Origin of the sequence: Segatella copri (assembly GCF_019249655.2) — a bacterium.
Taxonomy (GTDB): Bacteria; Bacteroidota; Bacteroidia; order Bacteroidales; family Bacteroidaceae; genus Prevotella.
The window spans coordinates 63,485-82,500 of sequence record NZ_CP137558.1 but is presented as its reverse complement, the minus strand read 5'-3'; the positions used below and the strand labels follow the sequence as shown (position 1 = coordinate 82,500).

Here is a 19,016-nt window from a genome sequence, read left to right as displayed (position 1 = left end):
TTTTGCCTCCTTTTCTGCTGATGGTGCTTCAGCCGTTGCAGATGCAGTGACGGGTTGCGTGATGGCCAGATGAGGCACATGCTCCTCAGCCCACTGCTTTCTGATGGCAAAGAACTTGTCCTTGTAGTTGCCGTTCACCTTTCGTGCCGATGTACCCATTCGCTCGAAGTATTCCGAGTTTACGGCGATAGGGTGCGGACATGGTTCGATGTCGATGATGAGCACGGCATTGTTCACTTCATTATCAAAATGGGTGTGCACGTAGTGGGCACCCTCCTGGCCCAGGTAGTAAACAATCTGGTTGTTCACATACACCTCGAATTTATCTCTTGAACCCTTGAAGAGCGGATTCTTCAGGTCTTCTTCCAGTCCCATCTCGTAACCGATGTCGGATACACCCAGATAGAGATGTCCACCCTCGGCATTGAGGAAGGCGCAGATTTCCTGCATGATCTTCACGGTCTGAGCCTGCACGTCCACCTTCATCGAGTTTTCCGGATAAACGATAGAAGTCTTGAACTCCGTATGGAAATCTTCCTTGCCATAGTTCTTCTTGTTGGAAGATGACTTGTGTAGCTTGAGCAGTGCCCTGATCTTGTCGAGGATATCTCCAGCCTGGGTAAGGAGTCCCGATTTCTTCACGAAGTTGTGTGACAGAACCAGGGCGGCAAGCTGCTGCAGCTGTGGATCTTCCGTCAGACTGCTCCATTGGTAGAGTTCCTCGTAATGCTCATCGCTGTCGAGACATCCGATGATGCGCAGCTGCATGAAGTCGTGGCGCAGGATGGCATTTCTCTCAAAGAGCTCAGGCTCCGTTTCGGCGATGAGATCTATCTTCTTGGTATCCACCTTGTCTAATGCCGCGAAGTCGTTGAGCAGTTCCAGCAGGGTGAGTCGGCTGTCGTAATAGTTGGTGCGTTCCTTGCTGTCTATCATGATGGCGAGCAGTCGGCAGAAGTTCAGATAGTTATACGCCTTGATATTATCCTCTTCCAGGGTAGCCTTGGCGTCGATGATGCCCATCAGTTCTGATACATAGACGCTGTCCATATCCATGGCATCCGCCAGTTCGTCTTTCTCAGCCTTCGGGTTATACACCTCGTGGTTGGCATAGCCGAGCATCAGGTTGTGGAAGGCTTCGGCAAGACTGAATCTGCTTTCCGGCGATTCGCGCAGGAAGGTGCCATAGAGATAGTCGCTGCTGCCCTCGGTGATGTTGTCCACCTCCACGACCATGCCTCGTCTCAGGTCGTCTACCGTCATGCCCGGTGCAGGCGCAACGGATACGGAGAAGCCCTCGCTGCTCACGGCAGGTACTCTAGTCAGACCCGGAACCTGACTGAAAACCAGACAGGTGAGTCGGGAGTTGTAGAACAGGTCGTTCACTCTCACGTCGTCCTCATATTCGCTGATCATGTCGCGCATGGCAAACTCATAGGTTCCGTCGCTCTTTACATTCTTTACGTAGGCACGCAGCAGGAGCGGCATGCCCTGGTATTCAAACGACTGCATGCTGACATCGCCAGGGAAGAAAGGCACCACGTCGTTCAGCACATCCAGCGTACCCGTTCCCTCGTATCCGTCTTCCACCACCTTGCATTCAAACATCATGTCGCCTGCAATCTTCTTTGTGATGATGATATCCGTTTCGTCATCTATATAGAGTTTCTTGTTCTGCTTTTTGGAAGTCTTTCGCTTTTTGGAGAAGAGCGAGTCGTTGATGTACTCCCACAGCTGCTTGAAGTGCTCGATGGTGGTTCCCACCTTTCCGCGCAGGTTCACCGGAGGCTTTTCGTCGAGTCGTACGGAGAGTCCATGCCATAGTCCCATGCGTGCCGACAGGGGCAGGTAGAGATTTTCCTTATCCAGATTCTTGGGTTGGATGGTGATGGCCTGTTCGTTTACGGTGAGCAGAGCCAGATCGCTTTCATATTTAGCCGGTTCGATATTCTCCACGGTTTCGTTCTCCTGCGAGCAGAGCATGTTGGAAAGCACGAAGGCATCGTCGCTGTTGTATGGCAGGGCGGCATCGAATTCCGATTGCGTGAAGAGCGAGAGGAATGATTTCTGCAGTGTCTTGTTCGGATCGCTCACGTTCATGAGCGAGACCAGTCGGTAGAGCAGTGCCTGGTTCAGCGAACTGTCGTAAATCTTATGGGTAGCATGTCTGCCCAGAATCAGTTCGATGGTGAGCACCTGTATCATCGTCTCCTTGGTATGGATGTCGCTGGTGAGTCGGTCGGTCTGGTTATAGATATTGTCCACGTATCCCTGGAGCAGTTTGATCCATTGCATCTGGAATGGTTTTCTGTTCCATAGATACATTTCCTGTCCTCTGATGGTGGTTAAGATGGAATCGATGAGTTTCTCCATGATGGAGAAGTCGAGCATGAAGATACACTGCATGATGCAGAATTGCTTGCGCGGATGATAAATATAGGCGCATGTGGATAGGGTTGAGAGGATTTGGCTGATGGTATCTTCCGCCTTTCCCTTTCTCAGGATTTCAATGGCTTGTATATAGTAGGAGAGCAGCTCGATGACATCCGTGAAGCGCTGTTCGAGCAGAATGCGCTCGGCTTCCTTGCATCGTGGCAGCAGATTTTCGCTTTCCAGCGTTTCCAGGCAGCGGCTATGTATCTGTCGGAGCAGGATTTGCAGTTCGTCCTGGTTCAGGGAGTCAGAGAGTCCTGCAATCCATCTGTGGCATTCCAGGTCGAAGATGTCGGATGGAGTATCTCCGAGCATCAGGTTTCTGAATTCCTGCGTATTCCAGTTTTCCTCGCCTATGATATCATAGAATTCCTTTTCCGACAGTGAGAATTCCGATTTGTCGGCACCCAGTACTTCCACGAGCTGCACGTCCATGTATTTCTGGTGGAATTTCAGGATGCGGCATTTTACCATAGGGGTGAGTGCGGCATTGATCACCGTGTCTCTCTTGAGCATGGCAGTGAAGCCAAACTCATCTTCCAGATGGTAGAAGTTGCCCAGTGCCATCTTGATTTTAAAGTTCACCTCGTCGTTTTCCTTGTAGTTTTTTCTCATGAGGTGTTCAATGTCCTGTGCGATGAAAACCTTACCCAGATGGGTGGTAATCATCAGGCAGTTGAGTGTTTCCGGAGCGGGTTGCCTTCTCTGGAAGTCAACCTGTGCCACCTTGTAAATTCTGTCTTCCACTTCGATGACGAACTTGTGTTCTTCTTCATCTACTCGCAGAACCTTTGCTTTGATGTTTTTGATATTATTCATACTGATATGATAAGTTATATAATAAATGTTTTAAACCGATTACAAAGGTACATAAAAAAAAAGATTTTCCTTGTAAGATGCGCTTAAAATATTACTTTTTAGTATGTTTTTATTAAAATAAGGCTTTCTTTTTCTCAAATAGTAATATCCGTAATCATATATGACAACAAAAAGACCATTGCATTCCAGAATGATGCAATGGTCTTGATATTCTCAGTTACTCCGATAAGTAATGCCGGGTGTCGTATCACTTATTGATGTATTTCTTGCTCTTTGTTACAAGAATACCCTTGGTGTTCTTGTAAACCTGCTTGCCTGTGGTATCGAAAGTCTTGTCAGTCTTGTCATCCTCGTTACAGGTAATCTGCCTGATACCACTGGTTGAATCTACCACGTATGTGAACTCAGCCACATCACTGTCGTACATGCTTTCTTCCGTTGCCATCGCCTTGATGGTTACGGTTTCGTCGATGATGATAGGAGTACCGTCGTATACCTTTCTTGCCTCTGTATTGAGGCATGGGCATGAGCCGTCGAGAGTGTAGTAGATGGTAGCTCCTTGCGTAGCACATGCCAGTGTGATAGCCGTACCCTTGTTCACTGCCGACCCTGAAGCGATGTTGGCAGTAGGAGTGGCCACCAGCTGCTGGTCGAGCTGTTCCACCTTCACCATCGTGCTAGCTTCCAGTTCGTAGCCATCGATGGTGTAGAAGAGCGAAGCTGTTCCTGGCAGTTCGCCCGATACTTCGATGGCAGCCTTTCCGTCTTCTCCAAGCGTGATGCTTGTCGTTTCGGTGTGGGCTATCATACCCGAAGATGAGGTTACGAGCAGGGTCTTTCCGGCTGCTGCAGATGCAGGGAGAACTTCCACATTGATTACAGCGCTCTGTCCGTATCCGATAGTTGCCGTACTGTCGCACAGAATCTTGCGAACCTCAGGTTCGATGGTGAACTTCTGCTGGTAATCGTCCTGCATGCGTATGCCTGCATAACTCTTTACCCTGTTGCTTACCATCAGCGTGATATCCTTGTTTTCGAAAGGTTTCTCTGCCTCGATTCTGATTCTTGACGCATAGATTTCGCTTTCGTCAGCGTATGCAGATTCCGCATTGAGCAGCTTTATCTGTGCCTTTGCGGCATTCTCTCCATCCATGACGATGAGGTTTTCGGTGGTAAGAAGTTCAGGCATCATGTATTTGTCGAACTCCACTTCCACTGCGTCTTCGTATGCCTTTGCCATCTTCACGGCAGGCTGTACGTTCTGTTTCATTCCGATGTTGACCTCGAGCTGTGGAGGAGGCACAGGCAACCACTCGCTATGAGTAGTTTCGTATCCATCCTTCTCAAACTTCACCTGCCACATACCTTGTGGAACATCCCACTGATACATACCATTTTCGTCGGTGAAGAGAGGATTTTCCTGGGCATATTCCTCTGCATCCCACTTCACGATGTTCTCGTGCAGGTCGCCATACATATCTTCCACGGTTTCCTTGTAGTAGCAGGTGGCGGTAACACCTTGCAGTCTGTTGCTAGCCACAGCTTCGTAAACATAGCCCGATGGGTCGTGGATAGGGTTGAGCGGGTCGAATGGCGGCAGAGGAGGGATTGGGTTGAGTCCCTGTGGTATGCACTTCAGTGCTGCGATGTTCTTACCCAGATTCTCTATCTGCTTGTCAACCGCCCAGTCAAAAGCGAGTCTTGCCAGCTTGACAACACCTTTCTGTACGATTCCCCATACGGTTCCAGCCAGTGAAATTCCGGCAGAAGCAAAGGAGCCTACGATGCCAGCCACGATTTCTGCATCAGAGGTGAATGAACCCACCAGGTCGGCAGTAGCCAACGCAATGACTGTTCCTCCCAGGAAGAAGCATTGTGACTTATAGGTATCAGCATTGATCTGGTCTTCCGGACATGGATCAGGTATAGCCTTATAATACGTGATGAGGGTATTCATGTCGCTAATCAGGTCGGCAGCTGCAGCCAGGTAGCCTACCACCGGTAAAGCCTTGAACAGTCGCTTGAAGCAGCCGTTAGCCGTCTTCAGCGCATCCTTGGCCAGGAACAGGTTTTTCTGCAGAAGCAGCTTTTCAACCTTCCATTTCAGCACCTCGCCCTTCATGCCTTTCTTGCCGGCAGCTTCGATGTAGAAGTCTGCTTTTGCCAGACGGAATTCAATTTCCTCAATGGCGGTCTCCAGCACCTTGGTAGCCTGTCCTGCCTTTTCCAACAGGTTGCCGAACATCTTGTTGATTTTGTCTACTACATCATTGATCTGCTTGATTCCTTCCTGTGCATATTGGATGAATCCCTTTTTGTCTCCGTCCTTCTTTGCCAGGTTGAGATTCTTTTCAGATGTTGCTGATGTTGTAATTTCCAGGTAGATGCCTCGCTTCAGGTCCACATAGGTTTCCTGGTTGGCAAGTGTCTTGATGAACACTTCGCTGGAGTCATTGAATGCATAGCATTGGAATCCGTCTTCCAGGAGTTTCTCCTTGCTGTATCCGTCGCTCTTCTTGAGCTTGAGGGTGGCACCGTTTGACAATGTAAATTCACACTCCTTTGTAGGGTCGAAGGTGAGTAATTCCTGCCATGCGGTGAGCGTCTTCAGCAGCGAATCGCTGGTAGAGAGTTTTGACTGATATTCCTTTTCCAGGAACTGCTCCAGCTGTTCATCGCTCATATTGGCGATGGCGGTCTGTATATCGCTGATATCCACCTCATGGGTAGCATCCAGTCCCAGCTCTTCCAGTTTCTGTGCCATCTCTTCATCAGAAAGCGGCTCGTCACCACTGAAGAGAGTCTTGATGATTTCTCCGTTCTTCCTGTAGCTTTCTATCAGGTTATTGATGCTGCCTACCATTTCTTTCCACTGCTCGATGTCGAGTATGGCAGAGGTTTCTGCATCAATCTTGGCACTGATGTTTACTGGCAGGTTGTCGCTTTCAAATTTGCTGGTGGCTATCCACTTGTCGCGCTTCTTGTCGTACTTCGCCTCAAGAGGTCTTACTTCGTTGCCGCTCGTATATATAAATAAGGTGACACCGTTTACCTTGGTAGTGTCGTTGTTGGTCAGGTCGGCTACGAAGGTGAAGTCAGTACCGGTGTAGAACTGGTATGAACTTTCGCTCGTCTTGTTGTTTTCGAAGTCGAATGTTACTTCCAGGTTCTTGCGCATCCATCCGTTGTAGAACGACATGGTTACCGTCTTTACCTCTATTGCATTTTCGTCGTACAGACATTCCTTGGTCTCCGAACGGAGTTCCACACCTTGCCTGGTGGTTACCTTGGCAAAGATGTTGTGGCGTGATAGGTTGTACGCATCGTTGAGTTCGCATTTACTGTTCCACATGCCGTTAGCCAGAGATGTGGTCTGGCCGATAAGAACATCGCCGTCATAAATGAGGATTTCTGATCTGCCCACGGCTGTACCGCTTACGGCAATCTGCGTCTTAGCCACGGTGGCAGGCACGTTGATGGATAGATCCTTGGCGGTATAGGTGGCAGAGCCGATAGGCTGAGTCACGGTTTTGCCATTGATATCAAACTGTGCCATGGCGCTTGGTGCGTATTCTCCACCCAGGGTAGGAATTACGCAGAATCTCACGCGGTCGGTATAGCGTGCCATCGGGATGGTGAGTCGGTTGCCTTCCAGCGAGTAAGTGCTGGTGGTATTGCCCACCATCACTGAGTTCTCCACGAACGAGCATGCCTCAGGAATATCAACCACCAGGTTCACGTTGCTCACCTTCTTGGCATAAGCCAGCTTGAAGTCTATCTTACCCGTCAGGGTGAGGTAATTGCCAGCCACGATGCTCTGCTTGTTTACGGTGAACGAGGTGTTCTCGCCCGTATAGTAAAGTTTGCTTTCGTTGAGAGTAGGAATCTGGTCGATTACCACCTTTGCAATGTTTCCGCTCTCCACCTTTACGGATGTTTCTACGTAGTCGCTTCCGCTTTTCAGTCCGCTCTGCTTCAGCTGCTGCAGCTCATACATGGTATTGAAGAGCTTGCTGCTTCCCATGCTGATGAGGGTATAGTAACCGTCTGTCAGGTTGCTGATGGTGAGCGAAGCATTGCTGTAGTCGTAAGTCTTTACCAGTTTTCCTGCTGCATCATAGAGCGAACCTACCACGGCCCCATTGAAGTTCTTGCCGTAGGAGGCTTCAATCTTGCCCAGTTCCACGATGCTGATGTTGGTGTTTGCCTTCATCTGGCCGTCGATGGTAGCCACGCTGCTTGTTGGCATGAATGCCGATGTCTTGCTGGTGGCTGTAATTTCCAGCACGTCACCTTCGTTCACTTCCTCCAGGAGCACAATCTGCGGATACTGCACGTTGTATTGGCTGATGGTGCGTTTCTGGGTCTTGTTGTAGATGCCGAATATTACGTTGTTGTAATCGCTGAACCAGTTTTGTGCATTTCCTTCTCCTGCGTTGCCATTCTCACATTTTCTGTAGTTGAAGCTGAGGTTGATGGTGGCTCCCGATATCGGTTTCAGTGCAATCTCCCCCAAGTCCACCTTCTCTTCCTTTGATGCAGCCAGGTTTTCATACGTGCTGCTCTGGCTGATGTAGTCGCTGGCATTGAAGGTGATGGAGGTAGGCACGTTGCTCAGTTCCAGTTCGTAGAAGCCCTGCGCATTGGTCTTGCCGCTGATGGTCTTCGTATATTTTCCTCCGAAGGTCTGCGATGCGCTGATGGTAGCTCCATCCAGTGCGTTTCGGGTCACCAGGTCTTTCACCTTTCCGCTTACCTTCACGGTCTGCAGAGGATTGAGCTGCAGTTTGATGACATTGTCATTCTCCTTCACGGTATAGGTGGTTTGCGCAGGAATGGTATATTCCATTGCCAGTTCCTGTGACAGTGCAAGACGATAGCTCAGCTTGCTGCCTGCAAGCAGTCCGCTCATGTTGACAGTCTGCGCCAGATAGCTTCCGGTTTCGTCGAGCCAGGTCACCTGCACCTGGTTGGTAACGTCATTTCCGTCAGGTGTTGTCACGCTGATATTCAGATCCTGCGGCATCGCCACATCCTTGAACGTTACGTTCACATCTTCATCCTTCACCTCCACATCATTCAACTGTGCGAATACATCGCCGCGCTGGTTGCGCAGGGTAACGTTCCAGGAGGTGTTCTTGATGAGGTTGGCAAAGGTGTAGGTGGTGCGGTTGGTCATCACATAGTGCATCTTCTGGCCACTCTTGGTGTTGGTCAGTTCAATCCACATCTGCTCATACTGTTTGGTATCGATGCCTTCCGGCAGTGATACGGCGAGAGAATGGATGTCGTCCTGTATAGGGAGCAGGGTGAAGTCTTTCCATACATTTGCCTCCTGATAGAGCGGCAGTGACGAAGCCGGTACATATACCACGAGTCCCTCGCCTGTGTCTCTGAATGCCTTTTCGTCCACGCTAGGCGGAGTCATGGCATAGATTGTTACCGACGCCAGGCGGCTGTCATAGGCGAATGCGTTGTAGCCAATCTTCTCGATGCTGGCAGGAAGGCATACCGACTCCAGGTTGGTGTTGTCGAAGGCGTATGACGGAATCTCCGTAATGCCAGTCACTCTGCTGATATCCAGCAAGGTACAATTGCTGAAATCGTTTACCACGCCGAAGTCGTAGTCATTCATCTTGCCAGCCACGGTAATCATCTGCACGTCCGACGTGCTGGCGCCGTTGATGGCACTCCATATACTTCCGTTCAGATTTCCCGGCTTGAAGTCATCCACGATTACTTCGCCCAGTTCCTTGTTCCAATAGTTCTTGTTCGGGTTGTCAGGATTCTGCGGATCGTATTCAAAGATGGCAGTAAGCTGCGTTTTCTTCTTTGGAACCACGAATCTGAAACTCTGCTCTTTCGAGATGACGGAATCTCCGCTCATCCACTTTCTGAACACGAATCCATTGTTTGGATAAGCATACAGATCAATGCTGCTGCCTGCCGTGAAGCGGTCGCTGCTGAAGTTGAAGCTTCCACCATTGGCAGGGGAAGCCGTCAATTGCACGGTATATTTCGTATTCATTTCTTCCGGGTTCTCCGGATTTTTCGGATTGTATTTCAGCAGAGCCGTCAACTCTACGTTTCTTTCAGGCATTGTATAGTAGAACCCTCTTTCTCTGCTCAGGGTGTCCTTGCCGCAAACCCATGCCACCATCTGGAAGCCTGAATTCGGATATGCCTCCACGTAAATCTGCTTGCTGGCTTCCCACTTCTGTTCTGAAGCGTAGTTGAAGCTGCAGCCGTTGCTTGGAGAAGCCTTTAGCTTGAGGCTGTATTTCCTGATTGGCACCTGCGGGTCTCCAGGGTTGGCAGGGTTATAGTCGCTGCTTTGTGCCCATAGAGGCAGTTGTGCCAAGCATAGAAACAGCATGAATAATATCCTGTGTTTCATGTCTCTTCGTTTTAAGTACTATATTACTACTTTACCATGGTAACCTTCTGGGTTACGTTGCCCACCTTGATGATATACAAACCACCTGGCACATTGAAGATAGCTTCTGTTCCATTCTGGTTCTTCAGCAGTTTTCCGTCTGCACCATAGAGTTTGATGTCTTCCTTGGCAGTTGCCGTTACATGGATGCAGCCAGCCTGGGTGCTGATATGGATGCTGCCCGTGTTGGCATCCAGGGTGGTGATACCCGTGGTGTTTCCACGAAGGATAAGACTGAATCGGTTTCTGCTTTCACCAGCCTTGGCTGTAAAGCGATAGCCAGTCTCGTCGAGGGTGATTTCCTTGCCTTCCTGCTTATCCAGGAGTACGGCCTGCTCCGGTGCATCCATCAGACTGATGGTATAGTCGCCACCCTGTGCGAATCTTGCTCCCAGCTGGATGATGCCGTTGCCGATAGGTCGCTCGTTGATAGCGTAGTCGGCATCGCTCTCGATGGAGTAGAGCTGAGCCGACAGAGTTTCCTCGCTCATCATCTTGCCTGCATCATGGGTTGCGTTATAGCTCATTTCTGCCTCCGGGTTGATGACGATACGTGTGCGGTCGGCTGTGTTTTCGCCTGTAAGCGTCAGGTTGTAAACCTGGCGTGCTGCGTTGCCGGTCTGCATCTTGGCACGTGTTTCCTCAATGTCTCTTACATTCCTGTTGTGCTGGCGTCCTTCTGCGAGGAAGGTAATCTCAGCCTGGTCCACAGGGCGCTGAACGAAGAAAGCTTCTCCTGGCCAGAGGATGTAGTTGTCATCCACCAGAGAATATGCCTCGTAGGTAGAGTTGCTCATGTTCCAGGTGGTGATAGGGGCGCCAAAGTCCATGAATCGGGTGTCGAAATAACATGGATATGGGTTGCCGATGAGGTTCCAGCTGCGGTTATGAGAGAACTCAGACAGATATTCCTTCAGTTCAATCTTCTGGTCGGTTGATGCGAAGAGATTGTTTTTCTCTGCATCGTTGATAGCCTTGAATTGGAAGAGTACATGATTATTCCAGCCATCGTTGTTGGTGCATTGCAGGATGTAGCCTTCGTGTGCATGCAGGATGCTGTCGGCTGTCATGTTCTGCCAGGTCTTCTCCTTCTGCTCGTTGGCTCGTGCCAATCCTGAGTATTTGCGGATTACCCACTGCGTCTCATCGGTGAGACACTGGAAATCTGATACCTTCACGTTGAATGGCATGGAGAGGAAGACCCAGCGCTGCTTAGGCACATACAGTTTAGTACTGATACTGTCGGCACGCATGGTAGCCTCGTTGATGAGGGTTCCGTGGATATTTGCACTGGTTGAGCTTGACTGATTGATGTAGTAATTTGGATCGTATGTAAAGTCAAACTTGCTGAGTGACAGCATACTGTTTCCCTTCACGGTCAGGCTTCCGCCATTTCCACCATAAGTATCAATCAGCATGCTAGGCTTGTAGTCTGCAGGGAGAGAGTCTGGCAGATTAAGCGTAAATTCTTTCCAGATGTTCATACTTTCAGGAAGTTCATCTGTTGCCTTGATATTGGTGAATGCATCCCAGCCCCGCGTCTGCTTGTAGACATTGAGCACGAAAGTAGGCACATAGAGGGTTCGCTTGCTCATGTCCATGCCTCCATTGAAAGGATTTTCATTCCTAACCTGTGGAGGTACCAGTGCCAGACAAGTAACTTCTTTCAGATTTTTGCAATAAGTGAAAGCGTTATTAACGGCAGTTACACTGGCAGGTATGGTAACCTTTTCCAATGAATTGCATTCGTAGAATGCTGCATATCCTATCGTTTGCGTTCCCTTTGGAATTAAAATCTCCTTCAGGTTATTGCAATGTGCGAATGCATTATCTCCAATGGTTTCCAGTTGTTCCGGCATGCTGACGGATGCCAAATTTCTTAACTCATAAAAAGCTCCGCCAGAGATGGTCTTCAGCGAAGAAGGCAGTTCTAATGTGGTCAGCGCATAGCACTGATAGAAAGCATTACTTCCCATATAAACCAGACCTTCAGGGAATTTGATGCTCTTTATATTGTAACAACCATAAAAAGCAGAATTGCCTATGCTCGTTACACCATCAGGAATGACTACATTTTCAAGAGACTCGCAGTATCTGAATGCCCCTTCTCCGATGGTCTTGAGATTCTTAGGCAAGGTAACCTTCTTGATGCCACGTCGCTCACTAAACAGATAATCTGGTATGTTTTCCATATCCACCTCAGAAAGATCCACCTCTACGAGGTTAGGCATGCGCTTCTGGATATTGTAGATATCGTCGTCGTTGAGCTTACCCTTGATGGTCAATATGTTGACATCGCTGATATTCTCGGTCTTCTTAAGGATTTCATTACCCAGTTCTCCCGGTGTAGCCAAATCCACAGAGATGCTGAAACCCTTGCCAGCCAGCAGGATATAGTTCTTCCATCCTTCCACTTCCTTATAGCTGTTGAGGCTTCCTTCTGGAATATTGATGATTCTCAACTGATTTGTGCCATAGAAAGGGTTTTCACCCAATGTAGGCGATTTTACAGGTTTCATCACCAGATGTTTGAGATTGGTGTATCCGAGGCAATAGTTTCCCATAGACTTTACTGATTCCGGAATCTCAATTTCTTCCAGGTTTTGGCAATTATAGAACGCATAGTGGCCTATGTCTTTGATGCCATCAGGCAGATTCACCTTTCTGATGTTGTCATGTGTGTCATAAAACACAGAATTATATCTGCTGCTGATGCTTACCACCTGATAGGTCTTGCCATTATAGTCCACGGTGGCTGGAATAATGGCAGTATCACCTTTCTTATTATAGCGATAAAGCGTGGCAGTGAGGGTGGAATCCACTACCGTGTATTGTAAACTGTCGACAGTAATGTCGTTGACGGCGGTTCCTTGTCCGCTTCCAGCGTAGCATTGCAGTGATATGCAAGCCATTGCCATGATTGTGAGGTATCCTTTATCCATAATTCTGGAGTTTAAAGGGTGAATAAAAAGTTAAATGTCTCTCTGCATCTGCTGCCAGTTCTTATCAGTTGTTGATATATGATTTTCCTTGCAGACACATTTATTGTGCAAATATACAACTTTTCTGCTTACGTCATGTCAAATTCCTTTGAAAAATGCATTTGTAGTGTGAATTTATTGTATTACCCCAAAGAAAACGGGTAACCTGCTGGTGAAATATACCACCTATGGTGAGAGAATCGAGGTGCGCACAGGTTTAAAGCCAACCGTCAATTATAATCCCCTGATGCCGTTTCTATTTCTTATTCATTTCCAAAATAACGTTAAAAACCATTAAGAACTTTCCAAAAATACATAATTAATTGTGTATCATAACTTTTTGTCCTTACCTTTGCAAGGTTATAGAAGATTATTCAATAATATTTGGAATAAATATACGATTTTAAATGAATAAAAAGCGATTCTTGCTGGGGGCAATCACTGCCACCCTGATTGGAAGTTCTTGCTATGCCATCTCCATGGAAGCTGCACCGGAGATGGGATTGTTCAAGAAGAAAAAGAAAAAAACAGAGCAACCTACATCGGATTATAAGAAAATAGTAGGCAGCGATTCTGTGAATGTACGAGGAGTCATGAATGTAGTAAAGAAGGAACAGGATTTCTACCTTGAAATGCCTACCAAACTGATGGGAAGAGTGTTCCTCGTTTCCAACAAACTGCAGCGTGTGCCTTCCGAACTCAACGAGGCAGGTGTAAACCGTGGTATCAACTACGAAAACCAGTGTATCCGTTTTGAATGGAATCAGGATAAAAAGACCGTTTTTGTGCGCCAGCAGCGCCTTACTCCCGAAGTAGATTCCAAGGATGCCATGGCGGCATCCGTTGAAAGCAATTACATTGATCCGCTCATCGCAAGCCTCAAGGTAGAGGCGGTGGCCAAGGATTCTTCCACCGTCATCTTCAAGGTGAACGACCTCTTCAACGGAAAGAAGACTTATCTCAATGATGTGTTCAATCTCATCAACCTCGGCACTTCTGCCGATTCCGATTTGTCGCGCATCATCGATATCAAGGCTTTCAGCAACAATATCACCGCAACTTCTGAACTTACCACCGTGGTACACGAGGGTAAGAGCAAGACCAATATCACCGTAGAGGTAAGCAGTTCGCTGGTCCTCCTTCCTGAAACCCCGATGGTGGCACGCAAGGAAAACCAGCGCGTGGGCTATTTCACCACCAGCCGATTGCAGTATGGCGACCACCAGCAGGAGGTGACCCGCAACAACTATATCACCCGCTGGCGCCTGGAACCTAAGGATGAGCAGGCCTATCTGCGTGGCGAACTGGTAGAGCCTAAGAAGCCTATCGTCTTCTACATCGACCCAGCCGTTCCGGAGTTCCTGCGCCCTTATATTAAAAGAGGTATGACCGACTGGAACGCAGCGTTCGAGAAGGCAGGATTCAAGAATGCCGTACAGGTGTTCGACCTCACCGACAGCATTGCTGCCGAAGGCGACGACATGAAGTATTCTGTGCTGACCTACGATGCTTCAGAGAAGGCGAACGCCATGGGTCCTTCCGTCATCGACCCTCGAACAGGCGAGATTCTGGAGGCAGACATCATCTGGTGGCATAACGTGAAGTCGCTCCTGCGCGAATGGATCATGGTGCAGACAGGAGCCTACAACAAGGAGGCACGCCAGTATGAATTGCCAGAGGCCTTGATAGGCGATGCAGCCCGATTCGTAGCCTGCCATGAGGTGGGCCACTCGCTCGGATTGCGCCACAACATGATAGCATCCAATGCATACCCTACGGATTCCCTCCGTTCCAAGTCGTTCACCGACCATGTATGCGGCACTGCAGCATCCATCATGGACTATGCCCGTTTCAACTATGTGGCACAGCCGGGAGATGGCATCCAGCAGATTTCTCCGCAAATAGGTCCTTACGACCTGATGGCGATAGAGTGGGGCTACCGCTGGTTCCCGGATGAGAAGAAGGCCGCTTCAGCACAGCAGGATTTCCTGAAGAAGCACGGCGGAAAGGAATTCAGATACAGCGAGACGCAGAGCCAGCGCACCGCCATCGACCCACGTTCCCTGAGCGAGGATTTGGGCGATGATGCCATGAAGTCGGCTGCCTATGGCATCGCCAACCTGAAGCGCGTAATGCCTAACATCATCGATTGGACCCGCACAGGCGAACCGGGTCAGACCTACGATGAGGCATCGAAGCTCTATCAGGGCGTCATCTTCCAGTGGAGTCTCTACCTCTACCATGTGCTTGCCAATGTGGGCGGCATGTACATCGACAATACCACCATCGACGATGGCAAGCCTACCTTCACCTTCGTGGAGAAGGACAAGCAGAAGCGAGCCGTGCAGTTCCTCATCGACGAGGTGTTCACCTGTCCGAAGTGGCTCTTCCGAAGCGAGCTCAACAAGTATACCTTCATCAACAAGAATACGCCGCTGGGCGTGCAGGAGCAGTCGCCAGACTATGCACTGCAGAACCAGCAGAGCTACATGCTCTGGGATATGCTCGACAACAGCCGCATCATGCGCATGTTTGCCAACGAGCAGAACAACGGCAGGAATGCATTCACAGCCGTAGAGATGATGGATATGCTGCATAAGCACTTCTTCGGCAAGACCCTGGCAGGCAAGTCGCTCAGCGTAGACGACCGCCAGTTGCAGAAGAACTTCGTGGATGCGCTCATCACGGCTGCCGCTCAGCAGGAGGGCGTGAAGATCAACAAGAAGATTTTCGATTCCCCTGCCATCATCGACTCGCCGGATTTCAACATGCCATGCCATAGCCTCAGTTCGGCTCCCCGCACCATCGACATGGGCGGCACCCAGACGGCTCGTGTGAGCGATGCCATCAGCGTGAAGCGCGGCGAACTCGTGAGAATCCTCAACCTGCTGAAGGGCAAGCGCCGTTCGGGCGATACTGCCACCCAGTTCCACTACGAGGACGTGATCATGAGAATCCAGACGGCTTTGGGGCAGGAGATTAGATAATTTATAATTGACAATTAATAATTTATAATTCATAATTAAGGGATTAAGTAATTAAGGTAAACAAAAAAATAGAGAGATTGTATATGAGAATGAGAACATTCATGCTTTTAATCATGGTTTTCGCCATGAACATTCTTTCAGCACAGGAGCGCACCATCACGGGTATCGTGGTGGATGGCAGCATGGGCGACGACCCGCTGCCAGGCGCTACCATCTCTGTGGTGAGAGGTCCAAACAAGAAGGTGTCACATGGCACCGTGACCGACTACGAAGGCAAGTTCACCCTCAAGGTGGATGCACAGGATAAGTCGTTCTCCGTAAGATTCATGGGATTCGAAACCAAGGATGTCAACATCGAACCAGGAAAAAACGACTATAAGGTGGTTTTGGAATCTGACGCCAAGCAGATTGGCGAGGTGGTGGTGACGGGTTATCAGGAACTGGACCGACGCAAGCTGACTTCGGCGGTAACCACCCTGAAAATCAGCGATGAGAAAATCGGTGCCGTCAACAACATCGACCAGGCACTTGCCGGACAGATTGCCGGACTTTCTTCCATCACCTCTTCGGGTGCACCGGGTGCGCCGGTGAAGATCCGCATCCGTGGTACCGCTTCTATCAACGGTACCCAGGAACCGCTGTGGGTGCTCGATGGTATCCCGATGGATGGCACCGATATCCCAAGCATGGAGGATCTGAAGGATATCGACAATATCTACCAGACTTCCATCGCCGGATTGAATCCATCCGACATCGACAACATCACCGTGCTCAAGGATGCTGCAGCCACTGCCATCTACGGTGCGAGAGCAGCCAATGGTGTCATCGTCATCACCACCAAGAAGGGACGTGCGGGAGCACCGGTCATCAACTTCTCGGGCAAGATGACCTTCATGCCTAAGACGGATATCGACCGACTCAACCTGCTCAACAGCAATGAGAAGGTAGACTTGGAGCTCGGTCTGCTGGCATCTGATTACACCTATCGCCAGAACAAGGGTGGGGTAGCAGGCATCCTCAGCAGCCTGGGCGAAACCAGCGCCTACAAGGCAGGCGGATGGAATGCGCTGAGCCAGACAGCCCAGAACCAGATTAACCAGCTCCGCAACACCAATACCGACTGGAATGATATCCTCTTCCGCAATGCCCTCACCCAGGAGTACAACATCGGCATCTCGGGTGGCGGCGACAAGAGCGATTACTATACATCCGTGGGCTATACCGACGAGCAGGGTAACGTGAAGGGCGTGGGAAACACCCGATACAACATCACCCTGAAGACCAACTACCAGGTGAACAAACTCCTCAAGGTGGGCGCTTCCGTATATGCCAACGAGCGTAAGCAGAACACCTATCTCACTGATAGCAATGGCTTTACCAACCCGGTATATTATTCCCGATTGGCAAACCCATACTTCACCCCATACGATGAGAACGGTAACTACAACTACGATACCAACGTGCAGGGCAAGGAGGATTCCTCACTCAACTTCAATATCTTCGAGGAGAGAGCCAATGCCAACACCAAGCGCCGCGACCGTTCGATGATGGCAATTCTCAATGCCGAGCTGCGCCTCACCGACTATCTGAAGATTACCTCGCAGTTTGGCTTGCAGGAGGATTCCTATTCCCTGAGCAAATATGCCAACGAGAACACCTACGCCATGCGCAAGGAGAAACTCTTCACCGAATACCAGGGTGCCGACGGCGTGAAGAAGAGCTTCCTGCCGGATGGCGGCATGCACAAGACCACGGAGTATCACAACCGCCAGTGGACCTGGAAGGCGATGGCTGAATTCGTGAAGACCTTCAACCGCATCCATGATGTCAACTTCATGCTGGGTACCGAGGTTCGCCATGCCAAGTCAAATTCCATCTACAGCGTGGCTTACGGATATGATTCCCGCACCCTCACCACCCAGCCGGTCATCTTCCCTAGCCAGACCTGGGCAGATTCCTATCCGCTGCATCAGGAGACAGAGTCGGAGAATGCCTACGTATCCTGGTATGCCACAGGTTCTTATTCGCTTCTCAACCGCTATACCATCGGTGGAAGCGTTCGTTTCGACGGTTCAGACGTCTTCGGCGTAGCCAAGAAATACCGTTATCTGCCTCTCTACTCCGTGAGTGGACTCTGGAGAGCGAAGGAGGAGAATTGGCTCAAGGACGTGAAGTGGATGGACAACCTCTGCCTCCGTGCCTCTTACGGTTTGCAGGGTAACATCGACAAGAATACATCACCTTATTTGATAGGTACACTGAAGAAGGGCACCATCCTGCCGGGCATCAGCGAGGACATCATCAACAGCGAGACTGCTCCGAACCCTAACCTGAAATGGGAGAAGACGGAGAACGTGAACGCCGGAATCGATTTCGCCGTATTGCACAATGCCATCACCCTCTCTGTAGACTACTACTATCGCCACAGCACCGACCTCATCGGCCTGAAGATGCTGCCGCTGGAGAGTGGATTCTCTTCTACCACCATCAACTGGGCGAGCATGAACAACAAGGGTGTGGAGATAGCCCTGGGCACCAGAAACATCCATACCAAGGATTTCAACTGGACCACCAATCTCAACATCGGTTACAACGAGAACAAGGTGATTCAGGAAACCGTGGCTCAGAATGCCACCTATCCTGGCCGTGAAGGTTATCCTGTGGGAGCACTCTTCGCCTATAAGACAGCCGGACTCGACGCCGACGGTTATCCGCTCTTCGTCAACAAGAATGGCGAGAAGGTATCTGCCACCGAGTTCCTGAAGCTCAATGCCCATGGAGCCAGCACCCTCACCGCCGAGGAGCAGCGCAACCTGTATACCTACATGGGTAGCACAGACCCAAAGTGGACGGGTGGTTTCATCAACACCTTCGATTACAGGAACTGGCAGTTGGGCATCAACTTCACCTTCAACTTCGGCATGAAAGTGCGCGTGCAGCCTAGCTACTCGCCAGCCAATTACGACAGAGGCCTGAACGTGAACCGCGACATTCTGAACCGCTGGACGGCAGATAACACCAGCGGCAGTTTCACCAAGCTGATGGTCAGCACCGAGCGCCCACGCGAGTACGTGCAGTATAACGAGTACAACCTCTACAGCATGCTCGATACCTGGGTGAAGGATTGCAACTACGCCCGCCTTCAGAGCCTGCGCCTGGGATACAAGTTGCCAACCCAGTGGCTGAGCCGCATCGGCGTGAAGAGTGCATCCCTCTCTCTTGAGGCACGCAATCTGCTCGTCATCGCCAGCAACTACAGCAACTATCTGGACCCGGAGACGATGGGCAACCCATACGCGCAGCCTATCCCGAAGAGTTTCATATTTGGCGTAAACGTAAATTTCTAAAAGAATGAAGACA

Annotated in this window: 5 protein-coding genes (1 of these 5 cut by a window edge); 2 read left to right on the top strand and 3 right to left on the bottom strand. The window is 49.8% G+C overall.

The features are described 5' to 3' along the window. From KUA49_RS17560 to KUA49_RS17550, 3 genes are all read right to left on the bottom strand, one after another. Positions 1-3,252: the 5' portion of an ATP-binding protein gene (locus tag KUA49_RS17560; RefSeq protein WP_218413124.1), read on the bottom strand. 615 nt of this gene lie to the left of the window's left edge; 3,252 of the gene's 3,867 nt are visible here — the first part of the coding sequence; its start codon is at positions 3,250-3,252; its stop codon lies off the left edge, out of view. 247 nt (positions 3,253-3,499) lie between these two features. Then, entirely contained in the window at positions 3,500-9,649 is a 6,150-nt protein-coding gene (locus tag KUA49_RS17555) for an InlB B-repeat-containing protein (protein ID WP_218413123.1), read from the bottom strand. Between the two features lie 26 nt (positions 9,650-9,675). Next, the gene (locus tag KUA49_RS17550; RefSeq protein WP_218413122.1) at positions 9,676-12,630 is read right to left on the bottom strand and encodes a leucine-rich repeat domain-containing protein; all 2,955 of its coding nucleotides are present in this window, start codon (positions 12,628-12,630) and stop codon (positions 9,676-9,678) included. A gap of 446 nt (positions 12,631-13,076) precedes the next feature. Here KUA49_RS17550 and KUA49_RS17545 point away from each other — a divergent pair, with 446 nt between their 5' ends. After that, positions 13,077-15,656 (top strand): zinc-dependent metalloprotease, encoded by a 2,580-nt coding sequence (locus KUA49_RS17545; RefSeq protein ID WP_218413121.1) that lies wholly within the window; start codon positions 13,077-13,079, stop codon positions 15,654-15,656. Between the two features lie 83 nt (positions 15,657-15,739). Next, positions 15,740-19,003, top strand: coding sequence for a SusC/RagA family TonB-linked outer membrane protein (locus KUA49_RS17540; RefSeq protein WP_218413120.1), 3,264 nt, complete (start codon positions 15,740-15,742; stop codon positions 19,001-19,003). The last annotated feature ends 13 nt before the right edge of the window (positions 19,004-19,016 follow it).